We start from the raw sequence: 19699 nt of genomic DNA, 5'->3' as shown, positions 1-19699 counted from the left end.
ATATTTAGTCGTCTAGTGAGCGAAGTAGTGCATTGATCCCAACTTTTTCGCGGGTTTGCTGATCTACTTTTTTCACAATAATTGCTGCATACAGGCTATGAGAGCCATCTTTACTTGGTAGCGATCCTGGTACTACCACTGCACCGGCTGGTACGCGGCCATAATGGGTTTCGCCTGTTTCACGGTCGTAAATACGAGTACTTTGTGAAATATAGACACCCATGGAGATGACGGCACCTTCTTCAACAATCACACCTTCTACGATTTCAGAACGTGCGCCGATAAAACAGTTGTCTTCAATAATCGTTGGATTGGCTTGTAGCGGCTCTAAAACGCCACCAATGCCCACACCACCAGATAGATGTACGTTTTTACCGATCTGTGCACACGAGCCTACGGTCGCCCAAGTGTCTACCATAGTGCCTTCATCAACATATGCACCAATATTAACGTAAGACGGCATAAGTACCACGTTCTTACCGACAAAGCTGCCTTGACGCGCTACCGCGTTTGGTACTACTCGCATACCACCTTGTTGGAACTGCTCTGGCGTATAGTCTGAGAATTTTAATGGTACTTTGTCGTAAAACTGGTTAACGCCATCGTTCATTGGTTGGTTGTCACGAATTCTAAAAGACAGGAGTACCGCCTTTTTCAACCATTGATGTACAACCCACTCACCACTAATTTTTTCAGCAACACGCGCTGCACCTGAATCTAGCATTTCCAATGCGTTGACAATCGCTTGTTTTACTTCGTCCGATACCGTGGTTGGAGTAATGGTATCGCGGTTTTCCCACGCGGTTTCAATAGTCGTTTTTAAATCAGACATAAATTCCTCGTTAATCTGTTTCAGCATTTAATTTTTTGAGTAGGGCGCGATGAAGCTCAGCTTTTTGTACTTCATCTAGTGCCTTGTAATCTTTGTTTGAGACGACGAAAAAGTCTTCTGCGCGTTCGCCGACGGTTGTAATGCGTGCGGCATGAATATGTAGTGAATAGGCCTGAAATACCTCAGCAATTTTAGTCAGTAACCCCGGAATATCAATGGCCTGAATTTCAATAAGGCTACGGTTTGCTCTAGCATGAGGGCGCAAGATAATTTTTGGCCTAATATTAAAATCTTTAAACTTCTGTGAGCGATTCTTTTTGACTCTGATTTTCTTTTTTGGGTCTTTTAAGAGTGTCTCTAAGCCTCTCCTGATCCCCGCTGCACGACTGGTGCTGAGTGGGTCGCCATTCACTTCTAGGATAACAAAACTAAAGACAACATAGCCATCTTTTGTGGTCATGACCTGAGCATGCTGGATTTGTGCTTTTTTAGAACCAATTACACTGACTAGCTTGGCGAATAGCGCCGATTCATAAGGACTGTATACGAATACTTGCGTCCCGCCATGCATGGGCTTGTTAGAGACGATCACGCTTGGCTGACTTAAATCATCAGACTGTAATAAGTGCTCAGTATGCCAAGAGATCTGCTGTTCACTAAAGGCAGTAAAATAATTGGCCTTAAAGCGTGACCAAATAAGGTCAATGTACTCTTCGAAGTAGCCCAAATTAATCAGTCGTTGCTTGGCTTGGCGTTTCTTATCACGGATCTGGTCGCGCATATCCATTGGGTTTTCAAGACCCAAGCGCAATGCCCGTTGAGTATGTAGATATAGCTCGCGTAAGAGGGTGTTTTTCCAGTCGTTCCAGAGGTTGTCGTTGGTGGCACGAATGTCGGCAACCGTTAAGCAATAGAGATAATCTAGCTGACGTTCGTTTTTCACTTTTTGTGCAAATTCTGCAATAACATCGGGGTCGTTAATATCTTTACGCTGGGCTGTGACAGACATCAGGAGGTGATTTTGCACCAGCCAAGCTACCAATTTAGCGTCGGAAGCGGTAAAACCGTGCATTTTGGTAAATGCCATGGCGTCAACGGCACCAAGCTCGGAATGGTCGCCACCTCGACCTTTGGCAATATCGTGAAAGATCCCAGCCAAGTAGAGTAGCTCTGGTTTGTCCATGCGGGCAACAATCTCAGAACAAATCGGGAATTCACTAATATGCTCTTTATCGAAATAGCGGTAGATGTTATTGATGAGTTTATGGGTATGCTCATCTACCGTGTAGGCGTGAAACAGATCGAACTGCATTTGTCCAAAAATATTACGCCACTGCGGTAAATAGGCAGCGATGATCCCGTGTTTGTGCATCAGAGTAAACGCTCGTCCCATGCCATTAGGGTGTTTCAATAACCTTAAAAAAGCGTCACGACAGCCTGCGTAATCTTGCAAATCGCCTAATAAACGGCGTCTGACTTGGCGCATAGTACGTATGGTACTTGGGTCAATGTGAGTGATTTTAGGGTTGTCCGCAATATGCTCAAAGAGGACAAACAAATTCTCTCGACGAAAAAAGACCGAAGGATTTTTAACGCGAATTTTATTGCCAATACGCTCAAAGTTTCTGTCGAGTGGCACGGCTTCTTGTTCCAACTGCTCGGGAAGAATGCTTTGTTCGAAATAGGAAAGTAGCATCTGGTTCATTTCGCGCACTCGGCTCATGATCCTAAATAAGCGTTTCATCATGCGCTCGACCGAGGCTTTACCCTCAGAGCCAAAACCGAGGAGCTCAGCGGCATGTGGTTGATGGTCAAACAGTAAACGGTTCTCACTGCGACCAGCAGCCAGGTGTAGCGCAAAGCGAATGTTCCACAGGTTTTCGATGCACTCTAACAGCTCTTGATATTCTTCATGGGTCAAATAACCGTGATTGATCAACTCTTCCAAAGTTTCAGCGCGAAAGTGCTTTTTAGCGACCCAAAAAATGGTTTGCAGATCGCGAAGGCCACCGGGGTTTTCTTTAATATTAGGCTCAAGGTTATAGGCGGTACCGTGGCATTTTTTATGGCGAATATTCTGCTCGTTGACCTTGGCGATAAAAAAGTCACTAGATTGCCAAATTGGGGTTTCAACGATATGTCGTTTGAGGTGTTCATACTCAATGTGGTTACCACAAATTAGGCGGCTTTCTAGCAGACTTGTGGCAAAGTGAACGTCATTTTGTTTTTGTTCTAGGACTTGTTCATGGGTTCTTACGCTATGACCAATATCTAGACCTAAGTCCCATAAATAAGTGACAAAACGCTCTAAACAGCTGGTCACTTCTTCACAGGGAACGGATTTAGTCAGCACCAAAAAATCGATATCAGAGAACGGGTGTAGCTCACCACGACCATAACCACCAATGGCGATTAACGACAAGTCTGGTTGGTGCGCTAGCCCAGTTTCATTAAACAATTTAATCAACAATCGATCGATAAATTCGGCTCGAGAGTTAATTAGATTTCTAACGGGTTGCTTGGCAAATTGATTGCTTAACCATTTGTAGAAAAAAGCAAGACAATCACGGTAATCGGTAAGTTCTTGTGCTTCGTCAAGAAGCGTCTTCACTTTGTTCGGTAATGCCACTTAGGATCCTGTGTCATGCGCGCAAAAACAGTAGAGTCCTGTTTTACACTAAATAAATAAGAATTGCGAGTGACGAGGAGGTGAAGGGTCAAGGATTGGACAACTATCATCGTGTGTAACTGATATCTAAACCAAGGGGTGCTGTAATCGCTGTTGTGTGAGTTTTGCAATAAAAAAGCCAGCAATCTGGCTGGCTTTAATAAATGCTTTTTGCAATTAAGCTGAATGCGTAATAACGCGGTCTATCGTTTCGTCATTGCGCAGCGTTAAGATCTCAACGCCATTATCTGTGACAAGCAGCGTGTGTTCCCACTGCGCCGAAAGACTACGGTCTTTGGTAACGACAGTCCAATCATCTTTTAGTAGCTTACATTGGCGCTTACCGGCGTTAACCATAGGCTCGATAGTCAAACACATGCCAGCTTTGAGCACTTCGCCAGTACCTGGTTTGCCGTAGTGCATTACTTGTGGCTCTTCATGGAATTCTTTACCAATACCGTGACCACAATATTCACGCACGATAGAGTAGTTAAAGCCTTCTGCATACTTTTGAATTGCAGCGCCAATATCACCCAAACGCACGCCCGGTTTTACCATTTTTATCGCAAGGTATAGGCTTTCTTGCGTGATCTCGCTTAAGCGCTTACCTTGGATCGTTGGTGTACCGACGTAAAACATTTTTGACGTATCACCATGATACCCATCTTTGATCACAGTGATGTCGATATTGATAATGTCGCCTTCTTTTAGCGGTTTATCGTTTGGGATACCGTGACAGATAACGTGGTTAACTGAGGTACAAATAGACTTCGGAAAGCCGTGATAATTTAGCGGTGCAGGAACAGCACCTTGCTCATCAACAATGTAGTTGTGACAAATGGTGTTTAATTCGTCGGTGGTCACCCCTGGCTTAACAAACGGCTCGATCATTTCCAGTACTTCCGCGGCTAAACGCCCGGCAACACGCATTTTTTCGATTTCTTCAGGGGTTTTGATCACAGCACTCATTTAGACTCCAAGTCAATTTAGATGAACATTTATTATGCACAAATTTTACGCATAAGATTGAGTTAATTCTTTATATATGGTATAAAGCGCGCCGTCTTTTTACAAATAATTCTTCCTCACACGATGAGATTGAATGTTTGTAGTTAAGACAACACACTTATTAATATTAACACACACACATATCGACACATACACTTGGGTGCATGCAGTTATAAAAACTTCGTGTTGGTGCTATGGGATATGTGGAGGCCTAACCCTAACTTTTAGAGGAAATATACAATGGCAAACGTTTCAATGCGCGATATGCTTCAAGCTGGTGTTCACTTCGGTCACCAAGCACGTTACTGGAACCCTAAGATGAAGCCGTTCATCTTCGGTGCACGTAACCGCGTTCATATCATCAACCTAGAAAAAACTGTTCCTATGTTCAACGATGCTCTTAAGTTCTTACAGAACGTAGCATCTAACAAAGGCAAAATCCTTTTCGTAGGTACTAAGCGCGCTGCAAGCGAAGCAGTTAAAGAAGCGGCTATCCAAAGTGAGCAGTTCTACGTAAATCACCGTTGGTTAGGTGGTATGTTGACTAACTGGAAAACAGTTCGTCAATCAATCAAGCGTCTTAAAGAGCTTGAGACTCAAAGCCAAGACGGTACTTTCGAGAAGCTTACTAAGAAAGAAGCGCTAATGCTTACTCGTGAAATGCAAAAGCTTGAAAAAGGCCTTGGCGGTATCAAAGATATGGGCGGTCTTCCTGACGCTATCTTCGTTATCGACGCTGACCACGAGCACATCGCTATCCGTGAAGCTAACAACCTAGGTATCCCAGTAGTATCTGTTGTTGATACTAACTCTAACCCAGATGGTGTTGATTTCATCATCCCTGGTAACGACGACGCTATCCGTGCAATCCAGCTATACACTGGTGCAGTAGCGACTGCTATCACTGAAGGTCGTGAAAGCAACATCGTTGCTCAAGCAGAAAACGACGACTTCGTTGAAGCTGAGTAATTACCTGATTAGGTATTAGCTGTCATCAAGTCTTCATCAAATTATTGATGAAGACTTGATATTCTTTATAAGTGATTAACTGCTTATCCCGTTGTTTGCCAAGCAGACCTTGAAAGATAACGGATTTTTATCAAATTGAGGCGAGCTGTACTTGATTTGATATTCAGCCAACCTAAGGTTGGTTTTATCAAGAACTGAATTCAGATTTGAGGATATTCTAATGGCTGTAACTGCTGCCCTAGTAAAAGAACTTCGTGACCGCACTGGCGCTGGTATGATGGATTGTAAAAAAGCACTGACAGAAACTGGCGGTGATATCGATCAAGCAATCGAAAACATGCGCAAAAGTGGTGCTGCTAAAGCTGCTAAAAAAGCAGGCAACATCGCTGCTGAAGGTACAATCATCATCAAGCAAGGCGAAGGTTTTGCTGCACTAGTAGAAGTTAACTGTCAAACTGACTTCGTAGCAAAAGATGCAAGCTTCCTTGCATTTGCTAACGAAATTGCTGACGCAGCTGTAGCTGAGCAACTAACTATCGAAGACTTACAAGCTAAGTTTGAAGAGACTCGTGTTGCACTAGTAGCTAAAATCGGTGAGAACATGAACATCCGTCGTGTTTCTTACATTCAAGGTGACAAGCTAGTTGCTTACCGTCACGGCGAGCGTATCGGTGTTGTTGTAGCTGGTGATGCTGACGAAGAAACACTTAAGCACGTTGCAATGCACGTTGCTGCTTCTAAGCCAGACTACCTAAACCCAGAAGACGTACCTGCTGAAGTAGTTGAAAAAGAAAAAGCGGTTCAAGTTGAAATCGCAATGAACGAAGGTAAGCCAGCTGAAATCGCTGAGAAAATGGTTGTTGGTCGTATGAAGAAGTTCACTGGTGAGATCTCTCTTACTGGTCAAGCTTTCATCATGGAACCTAAGAAATCAGTGGGTGACTACCTTAAAGAGAAGAATGCATCTGTTTCTTCATTCGTTCGCCTAGAGGTAGGTGAAGGTATCGAGAAGAAAGAAGAAGATTTCGCAGCAGAAGTTGCAGCACAAATCGCTGCAGCAAAAGGTCAGTAATCACTTATTGTGATGCCTAATGACGTAAAAGCTGACATTAGCTTTGCGTCATTGCTGAAAATTCTCTAAAATAACCGCGCATTTATGTCTAGCATAAGCGCGGTTATTTTTTACCTCACTTTTAATTGGCCCGGATATTATGACTATCAATAAAAAACCTGTTTTTAGACGCGTTCTTTTAAAGCTTAGTGGTGAAGCTTTAATGGGAGATGAAGGCTTTGGTATCGATCCAAAAGTATTGGATCGTATGGCACAAGAAATCAAAGAGTTAGTAGAGCTCGACGTAGAAGTGGGTTTGGTTATCGGTGGCGGTAACTTCTTACGTGGTGGTTCACTTGCAGAAGCGGGCATGAACCGAGTGGTGGGCGACCACATGGGCATGCTGGCGACCGTCATGAATGGCCTTGCGATGCGTGATGCGCTGCACCGTGCTTTTGTAAACGCACGTTTGATGTCTGCTATCCCGCTAAATGGTGTGTGTGATGCGTACAATTGGGCAGAAGCAATTAGCCTATTAAAATCTGGCCGTGTTGTTATTTTCTCAGCAGGTACGGGCAATCCTTTCTTTACTACAGACTCAGCAGCATGTTTGCGCGGTATAGAGATTGAAGCGGATACCGTGATTAAAGCCACTAAGGTTGAAGGGGTATTTAGTGACGATCCGGTGAAAAACCCAGATGCTACGCTATACCGCACGTTGACTTACAACGAAGTGATCGATAAAGAATTGAAAGTGATGGATTTAGCTGCATTTACATTGGCACGTGACCACAATATGCCAATCAGCGTATTCAACATGAATAAACCGGGTGCATTGAAAAATGTCATCATGGGTGAAGAGGAAGGTACCCTTATCTCTTCTCAAGCAGCAGAATAATCTGACGACTATTTCAGCAACTCGCAGTTAAGTAGCGAATCTCTAAATTGCGAGTATAATCTGGCATAACAAGAACAGACTAGGAAAGTATTGTGATCGAAGATATTAAAAAAGACGCTCAAGAGCGCATGAAAAAAAGTGTGGCGGCACTTGGAAGCCAGCTTTCTAAAATCCGCACAGGTCGTGCACACCCAGCACTACTAGATGGTATCTCTGTTTCATACTACGGTGCAGATACACCGCTAAACCAAGTAGCAAACGTAACGACGGAAGACTCTCGTACGCTGGCTATCAGCGTATTCGACAAGTCACTTGCACAAGCGGTAGAAAAAGCAATTATGTCTTCTGACTTAGGCCTAAACCCAATGTCAGCAGGTACTGTGATCCGTGTTCCACTTCCTCCACTAACTGAAGAGCGTCGTAAAGATCTCATCAAGATCGTACGTGGTGAGGTTGAAGGTGGTCGTGTTGCAGTACGTAACATTCGCCGTGATGCAAACGGTGATATTAAATCATTGCTAAAAGACAAAGAAATTTCTGAAGACGAAGCGCGTCAAGCTGAAGATGATATCCAAAAACTGACTGACAAGTTCATCAAAGAAATGGATACTCAACTAAGCGCGAAAGAAGCAGAGTTGATGGAAATCTAAATGTCTTTATCCTAGCGTTTATATTTACGCACTGTTTACGTATTGCAGAAAATTCTGCTTTGTTTCTGAGCAGTTAGGTTTTTTTGGGCTAGGTACACTGACAAATTTATTAGGTTTGAAGCGCCGCCTAAGGTATACTAGGCGGCGTTTTTTTTCACTTAAATTGGAATTATGGTTTTAAAAGCAGAGGTTATTTCGCAGCAATCATTGCCAAAACATGTTGCGATAATAATGGATGGCAACGGTCGTTGGGCTCAAGCTCGCAGGCGTCCACGCGCCTTCGGACACAAGAAGGGCGTAGATTCTGTTCGTAGTGCTGTACAATTCTGTTCCAAGTTAGGTATAGAGTCTCTGACGCTATTTGCCTTTAGTAGTGAAAACTGGCGTAGGCCAGAAGATGAAGTCAGCACGTTAATGGAATTATTTATTTATGTGCTGACTAAAGAAGTTAAAAAATTACATAAGAACAACGTAAAGCTAACCATTATTGGCGAACTTTCTCGTTTTCCTGACAGCCTCCAAAAGCGTGTTCATGAAGCTCAAACATTGACCCAGGACAATACAGGGCTTAACTTAAACATTGCAGCAAATTACGGTGGACGTTGGGATATCACACAGGCAGCACAACACCTCGCAAAACAAGTTGCTGCGGGTGAATTGCAACCAAGTGATATAACCGAAGATGCCTTGACAGAGCAGATGACGATGGCCGATCAAGCGAATCTCGACTTGCTGATCAGAACGGGAGGCGACTTCCGCATCAGTAACTTCTTGCTATGGCAAGCTGCGTATGCCGAACTCTATTTTACCGACACGCTTTGGCCTGATTTTGACGAGCAAGCATTCTCTGAAGCCATTGCTTGTTACGTGTCTAGAGAGCGACGCTTCGGATGCACAGGAGAGCAGATAAAGCAGCTCCTCGCAGAGAAAGACGCAACAAGTTAAGGGTTCAAATTTGTTAAAACAACGTATTCTAACGTCAGCGGTGCTTGCACCTCTGGCTCTACTTTTGGTGTTTTATACACCGCTGGCAATGTTTAGTACGATTGCCGCACTAATCGTTTTGCTTGGTGCATGGGAGTGGTCGGCGCTTGCTGGCCTATGTCAAAAGCGTCAGCGTTTTACTTTCGTTGGCGTCATGGCGGTGTTAATTCTATTGCTTAACACCCACTGGCCAATACAGGATTTATGGCAGCAAGGGCGCTTAGTCGCTGATGCTAATTATGTATTTACGCTCGCTTTTGCGTGGTGGCTGGTTGCTACTTTCTTGGTAGTTAAATATCCACGAGCAGCTCGTGCTTGGAATGAAGGGATCATGATGCGCTCCATCGCTGGTGTACTGACACTAGTACCGCTGTGGCTTGCGTTAAACGTGATGCGTAGTGCCGGATACGAAGATGGCGAACACATAGGTTCGGTTCTTATCATGGTGGTATTGGGTATAGTGTGGAGCGCAGACATTGGCGCCTACTTCGCTGGAAAGAATTTAGGTAAGCACAAGCTCATGCCTAAAGTGAGCCCTAATAAAACGATTGAAGGCCTAGTTGGTGGTGTGATCACCGCGGTTGTTTTTGTTTTGGTGTTTTGTCACTTCGCTGCGATTGATCTCAACATGTGGCCAATTTACGCTGCAATGACCATTATTATCGCGCTATTTTCCGCCGTTGGTGATTTGCTTGAAAGTATGTTTAAACGCGAAGTAGGCCTTAAAGATTCAGGCCGTTGTTTGCCAGGTCACGGCGGTATCCTAGATCGCATTGATAGCTTAACGGCTGCAGCACCCATTTTTGCTTTTTGCTACGCTTGGACGGTAGTGCTATGAGCGAGCAAAACTTGGTAGTACTGGGGGCGACAGGCTCAATTGGACTATCAACCTTAGACGTCGTCAGCCGCAATACAGAACAATATCGTGTATTTGCCTTAGTCGCAGGGCAAAACGCGGAAAAGATGGCTGAGCTTTGTTTACATCATCAACCCAAATACGCGGTTATGAGCTCTGAACACGCAGCTCAGCAACTTTCTCAACGTTTGACGGACACTACCACCGAAGTACTCCATGGCGTTGAAGCAATGGCTGAGATGGCTCGCCACGTGGATGTGGATATCGTGATGTCTGCAATCGTTGGTGCAGCTGGGTTGTTACCGACTTTAGCGGCAGTCGAAGCGGGTAAAAAAGTGTTGCTGGCGAACAAAGAGTCGTTAGTAATGAGTGGCCAGCTGTTTATGGATAAAGTAAAAGCGCATGGTGCGACTTTACTCCCTATCGACAGTGAGCATAATGCCATTTATCAGTGCCTACCAACGACTATACAAACGGGACAATCTTCAAATCTAAGCCACAGCGGTGTTAGTAAGATTTTATTAACCGGTTCAGGTGGACCTTTCTTGCAGCGTTCATTGGCTACCTTAGCTTCAGTAACGGTAGAAGAAGCGGTTGCACATCCTAATTGGTCTATGGGCAGAAAAATCTCTGTCGACTCTGCGACCATGATGAATAAAGGGTTAGAGTTTATTGAAGCTAAGTGGTTATTTAACTGTTCAGCTGACGATATTGAAGTGGTGATACACCCACAAAGCATGATCCACTCTATGGTGCAGTATCGCGATGGCTCGGTGCTGGCACAAATGGGGCAACCAGACATGCGAACGCCGATTGCATATGGGCTTGCCTATCCTGACAGAATTGACGCGGGCGTCAAGCCATTAGATTTTTCTCAGATTGTCGATTTCACTTTTACCAAACCAGATTTTAACCGTTATCCCAACCTCAAATTAGCGATTGACGCATGTCGTAGTGGTCAGGCCGCAACAACAACAGTGAATGCTGCAAATGAAATTGCCGTTGCGGCATTTTTAGAGGGTAAGATAGGGTTTTGTGATATCTATCGAGTCAATGCCTTAACGCTTGAGCACAGTGAGCTAAGCGTATTAGAATCCGTTGAGTCTATTATGGAAACAGACCGAACGGCACGCCACCGAGCGCAGCAAATTATCGCCACATTGAGGTAACCATGTTTGAATTTTTCTGGCACTTAGGCTCATTTATTCTTGCTTTAGGGATTTTAGTTACCGTTCATGAATATGGCCATTTTTGGGTTGCCAGAAAAGCCGGCGTTAAGGTCTTACGTTTTTCTATCGGTTTTGGTAAGCCTTTAGTTAAGTGGTATGACAAACACCAAACCGAATACGTTATCGCCGCAATTCCACTTGGTGGTTATGTCAAAATGCTCGATGAACGTGTCGACGATGTGCCAGAGCAGGAGCGCCACCTTGCCTTCAATAATAAGCCAGTACTTTCTCGTATCGCTGTGGTAGCTGCAGGCCCCATTGCGAACTTTTTGTTTGCCATTGTCACGTTAGCGGCAATGTATATGGTAGGGGTTCAATCAGTAAAACCCGTCGTTGGAGCTGTGACACCAACCAGTATCGCGGCGGATGCAGGGTTTCAATCAGGCGACCACATCATTGCACTGAATGATGAGTTAGTGCACTCATGGCAAGACGTTACGTTTGAATTGATGGCGCATTTAGGTGAACCATCACTGGTTGCCAAAGTACAAGATGAAAAGGGTAGCTTAGCAATTCGCACGCTACGTTTGAGTGAATGGAAGCTGGAAAAGCAGGACGAAGCGCCGCTGACCTCAGTCGGCATTACGCCATATAGGCCGCCGCTGACGCTGCAGCTCGGTTATATTGAAGAAGGTGCGGCTGCCGACAAAGGTGGCTTACAAGTAGAAGACACGCTAGTTGCGATAAATGGTGACAAATTGGCGTCGTGGCAACAGCTGGTGAGCCGAGTTCAAAAATCTGCAAATCAAGCCATAAGCATTGATATTCTGCGCGATGGTAAGCCACAAACCCTAACGGTAACCCCTCGGGCAAAAACGTCATCAGAAGGTGTCGTACAAGGCTACTTGGGCGTTGTGCCTGTGATGGAAAAATGGCCAAATGGTTATATTGAAACTAGACAATATGGCATCCTAGATAGTATGGTGCTTGGCATTCGTAAAACTTACGACTTGATTGCCTTAAGTTTCGACATGATCGGCAACTTAATCACGGGCCAAGTCTCGGTAAAAAACTTAAGCGGGCCTGTGGGGATCGCGGTTAGTGCCGGAAATAGCGTTAGTTACGGGTTAGTTGCATTTTTAGGCTTCTTAGCGCTTATCAGCGTGAATTTAGGAGTTTTTAACTTATTACCGCTCCCTGTCCTAGATGGTGGGCATTTAATGTATTACTTAATTGAACTAATTCGCAGAAAACCAGTCTCTGAAAAGACACAAGAGTTTGGGTTTAAGATTGGAGCAGCGCTTCTTCTTGCCTTAACGTTTTTTGCACTATTTAATGATGTTTCTCGGCTTTAAGCCGTGCGGTGCTAAAAAGCGCACATTATATGCAGTTTAAATGTTTGCATTTTTGTTCAAGCATACAACGGATAACATAATACAAAAGCTGTAACGTTTGAATGTTGTGATGTAGTGGGCCTTAGCGTATCGCGCCAAAATTGTTGTAAAGGATAAAGATAATAAAATGCCTATAAAAAAACACATTGCAGTAACCAGTTTACTGGGCGCTAGTTTTGCTGCCTTAGGGCAAAACTCCTTTATCGTAGAAGATTTAAAAGTAGAAGGGCTGCAGCGAGTTGCACTAGGTGCTGCATTGACACATATTCCGATCAACGTTGGTGACAATGTCGATCAGTTTACTATTTCACGCACAATCAAGGCGTTGTATAAGTCTGGCCACTTTGACAACATTGCGGTATTCCGTGATGGTAATCAGATTATTTTTAAGGTTAAAGAACGTCCAACTATCAGCTCAATCGAATTTGATGGCAACAAAGACATCAAAGACGAGCAGCTAAATGAGAGTTTAGAACAGCAAAATATTCGCCAAGGTGAGCCGTTAGACAGAACGGTACTCGATAGTATCGAAAAAGGCTTAACGGAATTCTTCCACAGTATTGGTAAATACAATGCTAAGGTTGAGGTGAGCATTGTAGAATTGCCACGTAACCGTGTGAAGTTGATGCTGAAGTTTGAAGAGGGTGATGCTGCTTCTGTACGTCAAATTAACCTTGTTGGTAATGAACTGTTCTCGGACGAAGAACTTCTTAACCTAATTGAATCTCAGCAGGACTTGCCGTGGTGGCGCTTCCTATCTAATGACCGTTATCAAAAACAAACCATTGAAGGCGATTTAGAAAAGATCCGCAGTTTTTACCTAGACCGTGGTTATTTACGTTTTAACATCGATTCAACGCAAGTTTCAGTAAGCCCAGAACGTGAATCAGTTTATGTTACGGCAAACATCACCGAAGGTGAAAAGTATACCGTTAAAGGATTTGATTTCATTGGTGACTTACTAGGCCGTGAAGACTTAATTAAAGGTATTGTGCCACTTCGCGCTGGTGAGCTTTACAACGGCTCAGTTGTAACGGCGACGGAAGACTTCATTAAGAGTTATTTGGCGCGTTTTGGATATGCCAACGCTGAAGTGCGAACAGTCCCTGAAATTGATGACGAAAATAAAGAAGTACAACTAACGCTATCGGTAGACCCTGGTAAGCGTGTGTATGTGCGTCGAATCGTAGTGAATGGTAACCAGAATACAGCGGATGAAGTGTTACGTCGCGAAATGACGCAGCTTGAAGGTGCATGGTTGTCTAACCAAAATTTAGAGCGTTCTAAGCTTCAAATTCAACGTTTGCCATATATGGAATCGGTAGAGTTTGAAGTCAAGCCAATTCCAGGGGTTGAAGATCAGGTTGATGTGGACTTTAAAGTAAAAGAACAGCCTGCAGGCAGTTTCCAAGCGGGTGTTGCTTATGGTTCATATGCGGGCCTTCAGTTTAACATCGGTGTCAGTGAGTCTAACTTCCTTGGTTCTGGTAACCAAGTTGCTTTCAATATTAACACTTCGCGTGGTTCAGAGCGTTATAGTGTATCTTATACCGATCCGTACTTTACACCTGATGGTGTGTCGCAAGGCAGCAGTATCTTCTATAGTAAGTTCGATGCAAGTGAGTTTGGGATTGTAGATTATAAATCGACGAGCTACGGTATCGGCACTAACTTTGGTTTCCCAATCAATGCGATTAACCGTGTTAACTTTGGTATTCGTTGGATTGAAGAAAGCCTTTCGCAAATTTCAGACTTTGAGCAAACACGCGTACTTCGTGAGAGCTTCTTAAACGAAAGCGATCCAAACGCAGATTACGACTTTACCAAATATGAGTTAAGCGCAGGTTGGTCACGTGTAACGGTTAACCGTGGTATGTTCCCAACCGCAGGTTCTCGTCAAAGCTTGAACTTAAGTATTACTACACCAAACTCAGATCTTAATTTCTTCAAGATTAATTACGATTCACGTTTTTACTGGCCAATCAGTAACGACCATCGTTGGGTATTCTCAGCGAGAGCGGGCTTAGGTTATGGTAACGGTTATGGCGAGACCAATGGCTTTGAGCAAGTATTGCCATTCCAAGAGTTCTTCCGTATTTCAGAGCAAGAGCTGCGAGGCTTTGACCGAAACACGATCCTACCTCGAGCGGTACAGCGTGCGCCTAAGTGTATTCCGGGTACACCTAAACCAGATGGTACATCAGGTAGCTGTATTGGCGGCGATCAGCAATTTGATACGCTAAACCTAGGTGGCCGTATCGGTGGTAACGCAAAAGCACTAGCAGGTTTAGAGCTTATTGTACCAACGCCATTCCTAGACGAAGATAATACCAGTTCTGTAAGAACCAGCTTCTTCGTTGATGCGGCAAACGTTTGGGATACCGAGTTTGATGTAGATCGCTATAACAACTTGACGGAAGATCAATACAATCTACTTTCTGATTTCTCTGATCCATCAAGATTCAGAGTATCAACGGGTTTATCGATTCAGTGGATCTCGCCAATGGGTCCAATGCTGATCAGTTTCGCTTACCCACTCAAAAAAGAAGAAGAAGACGATACGAAGACGATCAGCTTCAATATCAGTAATACATTCTAAGGAGTTTTATTGTGAAAAAATTTATTAAATCATCAACACTAGCCATGACAGCAGCACTAATGATGGGTGCTTCAGGTAGCGCGCTTGCACACAAAGTCGGCATCGTAGACATGCAGGAAGTGTATAAGCAAATTCCACAAATGGCGAAAATTGAACAAACGCTACAAGCTGAGTTTGCTGAGCGTCGTCAAGAGCTTGAAAAAATTCAAGGTGACATTCGTTTCGAAGCTGAAAAATTTAAGCGCGAAGCGACGACTATGAGTGAAGAGCAAAAAGAAGCGCTTCGTGAAAAAATCCAAGGAATGCAAAAGACACTTGCTGAAAAAGGTCGTCCACTAGAGCAAGAAATTAAAGTTCGTCAAAACCAAGAGCTTGCTAAAGTACAAAAGCTAATCGTAGATGCGATTGAGTCTGTTGCTAAAAAAGGTAAGTTTGATGAAGTTAAAGTAAAAGATACGACAATTTACTTCAATCCTGATAAAGTAGCCGACCTTTCTGAAGAAGTGGTAAAAGCGGTTAGCAATAAGTAATGACAAAACTTCACACCTTATCTCAACTTGCTGAGTTTCTAGGTGCTCAGCTGCAAGGTGATGGCGATAAATCAATTCGAAATATCGCCACTCTCGCACAGGCAAAAGACGACCAAATCGCGTTTTTAGCCAACAGCAAATACCGTGGTCAGCTTGAAAGCACGACTGCGGGGGCCGTGATCTTGAGTGAAAAAGACGCGGATTATTTTGCGGGTAATAAACTCATTATCGCAGATCCCTATGTAGCCTATGCAAAACTTGCACAGAAGCTAGACTCAACACCTAGCGCAGCATCAGGAGTTCATCGTACAGCAGTTATCTCTGATACCGCGACGCTTGGCGAAAATGTCAGTGTGGGTGCGAATGCTGTAATTGAAGATGGCGCTGTGATTGGTGATGATGTTGAGATAGGGCCTGGCTGTTTCATTGGAAAACATGCCAAAATAGGCGCAAAGACTAAACTCTGGGCAAACGTGACTATCTATCATGAAGTACAGATAGGCGAGCAATGTCTATTCCAGTCTGGTGCCGTAATAGGAAGTGATGGTTTTGGCTACGCCAACGAGAAAGGCGAGTGGGTTAAAATCCCTCAAGTTGGCACCGTAATTATTGGCGACCGTGTCGAAGTTGGCGCGAGTACCTCTATTGATAGAGGTGCGCTAGAAGACACCATTATTCATAGCAACGTCATTTTAGATAACCAGATCCAAATTGCCCATAACGTCGAAGTTGGTTACGGTACAGCCATCGCAGGCTGCACGGTATTAGCGGGCAGTGTTAAGATCGGCAAGTACTGCCAAATTGGCGGCATGACAGCAATCAATGGTCACAACGAAATTTGTGATGGGGTTGTCATTACTGGTATGAGCATGGTTACTAAAGGAATTACTGAGCCAGGGATCTATTCTTCTGGTTTACCTCACCAAACGAATAAAGAGTGGCGTAAGTCTATTGCACACTTACGCAATTTATCTGACTTTAAGTCGCGCCTGAAGGCACTTGAGCTGCTGACAGCACAGCTTAAAGATACTGATGTAGAATAAGGAAGCTATTTTGGCTAACGAATTAAACAGCTTTGATATCCAAGAGATTTTAAAACTTCTTCCGCACCGCTACCCAATGTTGCTTGTTGACAAAGTGGTAGACTTTAAGCCTGGCGAATATCTTCACGCGATTAAAAACGTGACGATTAATGAGCCTATTTTCACGGGTCACTTCCCAGAGCAACCTATTTTCCCAGGAGTGTTGATCCTAGAAGCGATGGCACAGGCAACTGGTTTACTTGGTTTTAAAACGGTCGAGAATCGCAGCGAGAATGAACTATACTTATTTGCAGCGATTGACAATGCACGTTTCAAACAACCTGTTCTACCGGGTGACACGATGCATTTGCACGTTAAGTTCGAAAAAGAACGCCGTAATATCTGGAAATTCAGTGCTGAAGCTAAAGTAGAAGGCAAAACTGTGTGTTCAGCTGAAATTATGTGTGCTAGAAGAGAGTTTTAATGGCTATTCATCCTACCGCAATTATCGAATCAGGCGCGCGTCTAGGCGAGAATGTTTCTGTAGGCCCTTATAGTTATATTGGCAATGACGTAGTCATTGGTGATAACTGTAAGATTGAATCACATGTAGTGATCAAAGGCCCATCTGAGATTGGTTCAGGCAATCACATTTTCCAATTCGCGTCAGTAGGAGAAGCCTGCCAAGATAAAAAGTACAAGGATGAACCAACTAAGCTAATTATTGGTGATAACAACGTTATTCGTGAGTGTGCGACTATCCATCGTGGCACAATTCAAGACGAAGGGATCACGCGAATTGGTAGCAACAACTTATTTATGGCTTACACCCATGTAGCACACGACGCAGTCATTGGCAGCAATGTGATTTTCGCTAACAATGCGAGTGTAGCCGGACACGTACATATTGGTGACTGGGTTATCCTTGCGGGTAATTCTGGTGTACATCAATTTTGTAAAGTGGGTTCACATGCCTTTATTGGTATGTACTCGGGTGTGAACCAAGACGTGCCGCCATTTGTTACAACGACTGGCACGCCAGCGAGACCCGTTGCAATTAATACTGAAGGCTTAAAGCGTCGCGGCTTTGAGTCTGATGAAATCATGGCAACAAGACGCGCATACAAAACGTTGTTCCGTAAGGGGCTGCGTTTAGAAGATGCGTTAGAAGCGCTAAAAGAAGAGGCTTCTGAGTTCGCAGCAGTTCAACAAATGATTGATTTTATTGCGACTTCTAATCGTGGTTTGATCCGCTAAACTTGAACCGCAATACAGGTTATACTTACGCCATACATTTTGTATGGCGTTTTTTTATACTGAAAAATAACAATGGCTAACGAAAAAAATATCACCATTGGCGTGGTCGCAGGAGAGTTATCGGGCGATATACTCGGAGCAGGCCTCATAAACGCGCTAAAACTTCATTACCCCAATGCCAATTTTGTCGGGATCGGTGGTCCTAAAATGCAACAAGCTGGTTGTAAAAGCCTGTTTGACATGGATGAACTGGCTGTTATGGGACTAGTCGAAGTGCTTGGTCGCTTACCTCGCTTGCTAAAAATTAAAAAGCAATTGGTGAATTACTTTATTGATAATCCACCCGATGTATTCATCGGTATCGATGCGCCGGATTTTAATTTGCGTGTTGAAAAACCGTTGAAAGCGGCTGGGGTTAAAACCATTCAGTATGTAAGCCCAAGTGTGTGGGCGTGGCGTCAAAAACGCATCCATAAGATTGCTGAAGCGACTAACCTAGTGCTGTCTTTGCTGCCGTTCGAAAAAGCCTTTTATGATAAACATGAAGTGCCTTGTACATTTGTGGGTCACACGCTAGCGGATGAAATTCCACTTGAGCCGGATACCGCAGGTGCGCGTGCACAGCTGAGCTTAAGTCAAGATGATACGGTTTTAGCACTGCTTCCTGGTAGCCGGGGCTCTGAAGTTGGCTTATTGAGTCGCACTTACCTTGCCACTGCAAAAAAACTAGTCGATAAAATTCCCGACTTAAAAATCGTCGTGCCTTTGGTAAACGAAAAGCGCAGAGCGCAGTTTTTGGAAGCCTTGAAAGAAGTCGCGCCGGAATTGAACCCAATTATGCTTGACGGCCAGTCAGCACTGGCAATGCAAGCTGCGGATAGCGTTTTACTGGCCTCGGGTACAGCCACACTTGAGGCGATGCTATATAAAAAGCCAATGGTAGTAGGGTATAAGCTAAATCCTAAGAGTTATTGGATTTTTAATACCTTTTTTACCTTTAACATCAAATACTTTGCCTTGCCGAATTTATTGGCTGACGCACCACTTGTGCCTGAGTTTTTACAGGCAGAGTGTAATCCTGACGCACTCGCTGATGCACTTTTCCCGATGTTAAAGGGCAATAATAGTAAGCTTGTTAGAAAGTTTTACGAGATACATGAGAACATTCGCCTAAATGCCAGCAAACAAGCGGCTCAGGCTGTAATGGAGTTAATAGATGCAAATTGAACGTCCTGATGTGCAGTATATTGCAGGCGTTGACGAGGTAGGACGTGGCCCGTTGGTGGGTGACGTTGTGACCGCTGCCGTCATTTTAGACCCAACCAAACCAATAGTAGGGTTAACCGACTCAAAAAAACTGTCAGAGAAAAAGCGCATTGCATTGGCAGAAGAAATAAAAGAAAAGGCATTATGTTACTGCATTGCGAGAGCATCAGTTGCAGAAATTGACGATCTGAATATTCTTCACGCAACGATGTTGGCGATGACACGCGCAGTTGAAGGGTTGGAAATTCAACCAAATCATGTATTTGTTGATGGAAATCGTTTACCTAAGCTAAGTGTTGCGGCAACCGCAGTTGTAAAAGGGGATAGCCTAGTTGCCGAGATAAGTGCGGCATCTATATTGGCGAAAGTCACCCGAGACAATGAGATGTTAGCACTCGATGCGGAATATCCAGAGTTTGGTTTTGCAGGCCACAAAGGTTATCCAACCAAAGCCCATTTTGCCGCACTCGAAGCACATGGTGTTACTCCGCATCACCGTACAAGCTTTAAGCCTGTGCAACGAATTTTGGCCGAGAAGGAGTAAAC

General features: G+C 44.1%; 18 protein-coding genes. 15 read left to right on the top strand and 3 right to left on the bottom strand.

Annotated features, from left to right (window positions below; genetic code table 11):
- Positions 1–4: 4 nt before the first annotated feature.
- The 3 genes from dapD to map all read right to left on the bottom strand — a co-directional run bounded on the left by dapD (position 5) and on the right by map (position 4469).
- A complete protein-coding gene (gene dapD / locus L3V43_RS00305) occupies positions 5–832 on the bottom strand; it encodes a 2,3,4,5-tetrahydropyridine-2,6-dicarboxylate N-succinyltransferase (RefSeq protein ID WP_102057115.1) in 828 nt (275 codons plus the stop codon).
- 10 nt (positions 833–842) lie between these two features.
- On the bottom strand, positions 843–3461 hold the full coding sequence (gene glnD / locus L3V43_RS00300; protein WP_237115931.1) for a [protein-PII] uridylyltransferase: 2619 nt from the start codon (positions 3459–3461) through the stop codon (positions 843–845).
- Positions 3462–3677: 216 nt separating this feature from the next.
- Complete coding sequence (gene map, locus L3V43_RS00295) at positions 3678–4469, bottom strand: type I methionyl aminopeptidase (RefSeq protein ID WP_237115932.1); 792 nt, start codon at positions 4467–4469, stop codon at positions 3678–3680.
- A 279-nt stretch (positions 4470–4748) separates the two neighbouring features.
- On the opposite strand from map, the gene rpsB reads away from it, so the two are divergent.
- The 15 genes from rpsB to rnhB all read left to right on the top strand — a co-directional run bounded on the left by rpsB (position 4749) and on the right by rnhB (position 19697).
- Positions 4749–5477 (top strand): 30S ribosomal protein S2, encoded by a 729-nt coding sequence (gene rpsB, locus L3V43_RS00290; RefSeq protein ID WP_010371318.1) that lies wholly within the window; start codon positions 4749–4751, stop codon positions 5475–5477.
- A gap of 220 nt (positions 5478–5697) precedes the next feature.
- The gene (gene tsf / locus L3V43_RS00285; protein WP_102057110.1) at positions 5698–6549 is read left to right on the top strand and encodes a translation elongation factor Ts; all 852 of its coding nucleotides are present in this window, start codon (positions 5698–5700) and stop codon (positions 6547–6549) included.
- 139 nt (positions 6550–6688) lie between these two features.
- Positions 6689–7426: a UMP kinase gene (gene pyrH, locus L3V43_RS00280; RefSeq protein ID WP_010371324.1), complete on the top strand. Its 738-nt coding sequence runs from the start codon at positions 6689–6691 to the stop codon at positions 7424–7426.
- 92 nt (positions 7427–7518) lie between these two features.
- A complete protein-coding gene (gene frr / locus L3V43_RS00275; protein WP_010371327.1) occupies positions 7519–8076 on the top strand; it encodes a ribosome recycling factor in 558 nt (185 codons plus the stop codon).
- A gap of 171 nt (positions 8077–8247) precedes the next feature.
- Complete coding sequence (locus L3V43_RS00270) at positions 8248–9021, top strand: isoprenyl transferase (RefSeq protein WP_010606771.1); 774 nt, start codon at positions 8248–8250, stop codon at positions 9019–9021.
- Between the two features lie 10 nt (positions 9022–9031).
- Positions 9032–9898, top strand: a complete 867-nt coding sequence (locus L3V43_RS00265) for a phosphatidate cytidylyltransferase (RefSeq protein ID WP_017216091.1) — start codon at positions 9032–9034, stop codon at positions 9896–9898.
- Positions 9895–11085: a 1-deoxy-D-xylulose-5-phosphate reductoisomerase gene (gene ispC / locus L3V43_RS00260; RefSeq protein WP_235366683.1), complete on the top strand. Its 1191-nt coding sequence runs from the start codon at positions 9895–9897 to the stop codon at positions 11083–11085. The genes L3V43_RS00265 and ispC overlap by 4 nt, the downstream gene beginning before the upstream one ends.
- 2 nt (positions 11086–11087) lie before the next feature.
- Positions 11088–12440, top strand: a complete 1353-nt coding sequence (gene rseP / locus L3V43_RS00255; protein WP_102057108.1) for a sigma E protease regulator RseP — start codon at positions 11088–11090, stop codon at positions 12438–12440.
- Between the two features lie 166 nt (positions 12441–12606).
- A complete protein-coding gene (gene bamA / locus L3V43_RS00250; protein ID WP_010606775.1) occupies positions 12607–15078 on the top strand; it encodes an outer membrane protein assembly factor BamA in 2472 nt (823 codons plus the stop codon).
- Positions 15079–15089: 11 nt separating this feature from the next.
- The gene (locus tag L3V43_RS00245) at positions 15090–15608 is read left to right on the top strand and encodes an OmpH family outer membrane protein (RefSeq protein ID WP_102057107.1); all 519 of its coding nucleotides are present in this window, start codon (positions 15090–15092) and stop codon (positions 15606–15608) included.
- Positions 15608–16651, top strand: a complete 1044-nt coding sequence (lpxD, locus tag L3V43_RS00240; protein ID WP_102057106.1) for a UDP-3-O-(3-hydroxymyristoyl)glucosamine N-acyltransferase — start codon at positions 15608–15610, stop codon at positions 16649–16651. Before L3V43_RS00245 ends, lpxD begins: the two co-directional genes overlap by 1 nt.
- Before the next feature lie 10 nt (positions 16652–16661).
- The gene (gene fabZ / locus L3V43_RS00235) at positions 16662–17114 is read left to right on the top strand and encodes a 3-hydroxyacyl-ACP dehydratase FabZ (RefSeq protein ID WP_010371351.1); all 453 of its coding nucleotides are present in this window, start codon (positions 16662–16664) and stop codon (positions 17112–17114) included.
- Positions 17114–17887 (top strand): acyl-ACP--UDP-N-acetylglucosamine O-acyltransferase, encoded by a 774-nt coding sequence (gene lpxA, locus L3V43_RS00230; protein ID WP_088530226.1) that lies wholly within the window; start codon positions 17114–17116, stop codon positions 17885–17887. The genes fabZ and lpxA overlap by 1 nt, the downstream gene beginning before the upstream one ends.
- A gap of 72 nt (positions 17888–17959) precedes the next feature.
- Positions 17960–19114, top strand: a complete 1155-nt coding sequence (gene lpxB, locus L3V43_RS00225) for a lipid-A-disaccharide synthase (RefSeq protein WP_010606779.1) — start codon at positions 17960–17962, stop codon at positions 19112–19114.
- Positions 19104–19697, top strand: coding sequence for a ribonuclease HII (gene rnhB / locus L3V43_RS00220; protein ID WP_010606780.1), 594 nt, complete (start codon positions 19104–19106; stop codon positions 19695–19697). Before lpxB ends, rnhB begins: the two co-directional genes overlap by 11 nt.
- Positions 19698–19699: the final 2 nt, after the last annotated feature.

Origin of the sequence: Pseudoalteromonas sp. L23 (genome assembly GCF_021728455.1) — a bacterium.
In the GTDB taxonomy this organism is placed as follows: Bacteria; Pseudomonadota; Gammaproteobacteria; order Enterobacterales; family Alteromonadaceae; genus Pseudoalteromonas.
This window is presented reverse-complemented; position numbering and strand designations above follow the sequence as displayed.

What these genes read in the sequence shown, in the direction of transcription:
- lpxD (WP_102057106.1), top strand. Translation starts at nt 15,608, where the DNA reads ATGACAAAACTTCACACCTTATCTCAACTTGCTGAGTTTCTAGGTGCT.
- map (WP_237115932.1), bottom strand. Translation starts at nt 4,469, where the DNA reads ATGAGTGCTGTGATCAAAACCCCTGAAGAAATCGAAAAAATGCGTGTT.
- rseP (WP_102057108.1), top strand. Translation starts at nt 11,088, where the DNA reads ATGTTTGAATTTTTCTGGCACTTAGGCTCATTTATTCTTGCTTTAGGG.
- bamA (WP_010606775.1), top strand. Translation starts at nt 12,607, where the DNA reads ATGCCTATAAAAAAACACATTGCAGTAACCAGTTTACTGGGCGCTAGT.
- lpxA (WP_088530226.1), top strand. Translation starts at nt 17,114, where the DNA reads ATGGCTATTCATCCTACCGCAATTATCGAATCAGGCGCGCGTCTAGGC.
- tsf (WP_102057110.1), top strand. Translation starts at nt 5,698, where the DNA reads ATGGCTGTAACTGCTGCCCTAGTAAAAGAACTTCGTGACCGCACTGGC.
- rpsB (WP_010371318.1), top strand. Translation starts at nt 4,749, where the DNA reads ATGGCAAACGTTTCAATGCGCGATATGCTTCAAGCTGGTGTTCACTTC.
- lpxB (WP_010606779.1), top strand. Translation starts at nt 17,960, where the DNA reads ATGGCTAACGAAAAAAATATCACCATTGGCGTGGTCGCAGGAGAGTTA.
- ispC (WP_235366683.1), top strand. Translation starts at nt 9,895, where the DNA reads ATGAGCGAGCAAAACTTGGTAGTACTGGGGGCGACAGGCTCAATTGGA.
- rnhB (WP_010606780.1), top strand. Translation starts at nt 19,104, where the DNA reads ATGCAAATTGAACGTCCTGATGTGCAGTATATTGCAGGCGTTGACGAG.
- L3V43_RS00270 (WP_010606771.1), top strand. Translation starts at nt 8,248, where the DNA reads ATGGTTTTAAAAGCAGAGGTTATTTCGCAGCAATCATTGCCAAAACAT.
- pyrH (WP_010371324.1), top strand. Translation starts at nt 6,689, where the DNA reads ATGACTATCAATAAAAAACCTGTTTTTAGACGCGTTCTTTTAAAGCTT.
- dapD (WP_102057115.1), bottom strand. Translation starts at nt 832, where the DNA reads ATGTCTGATTTAAAAACGACTATTGAAACCGCGTGGGAAAACCGCGAT.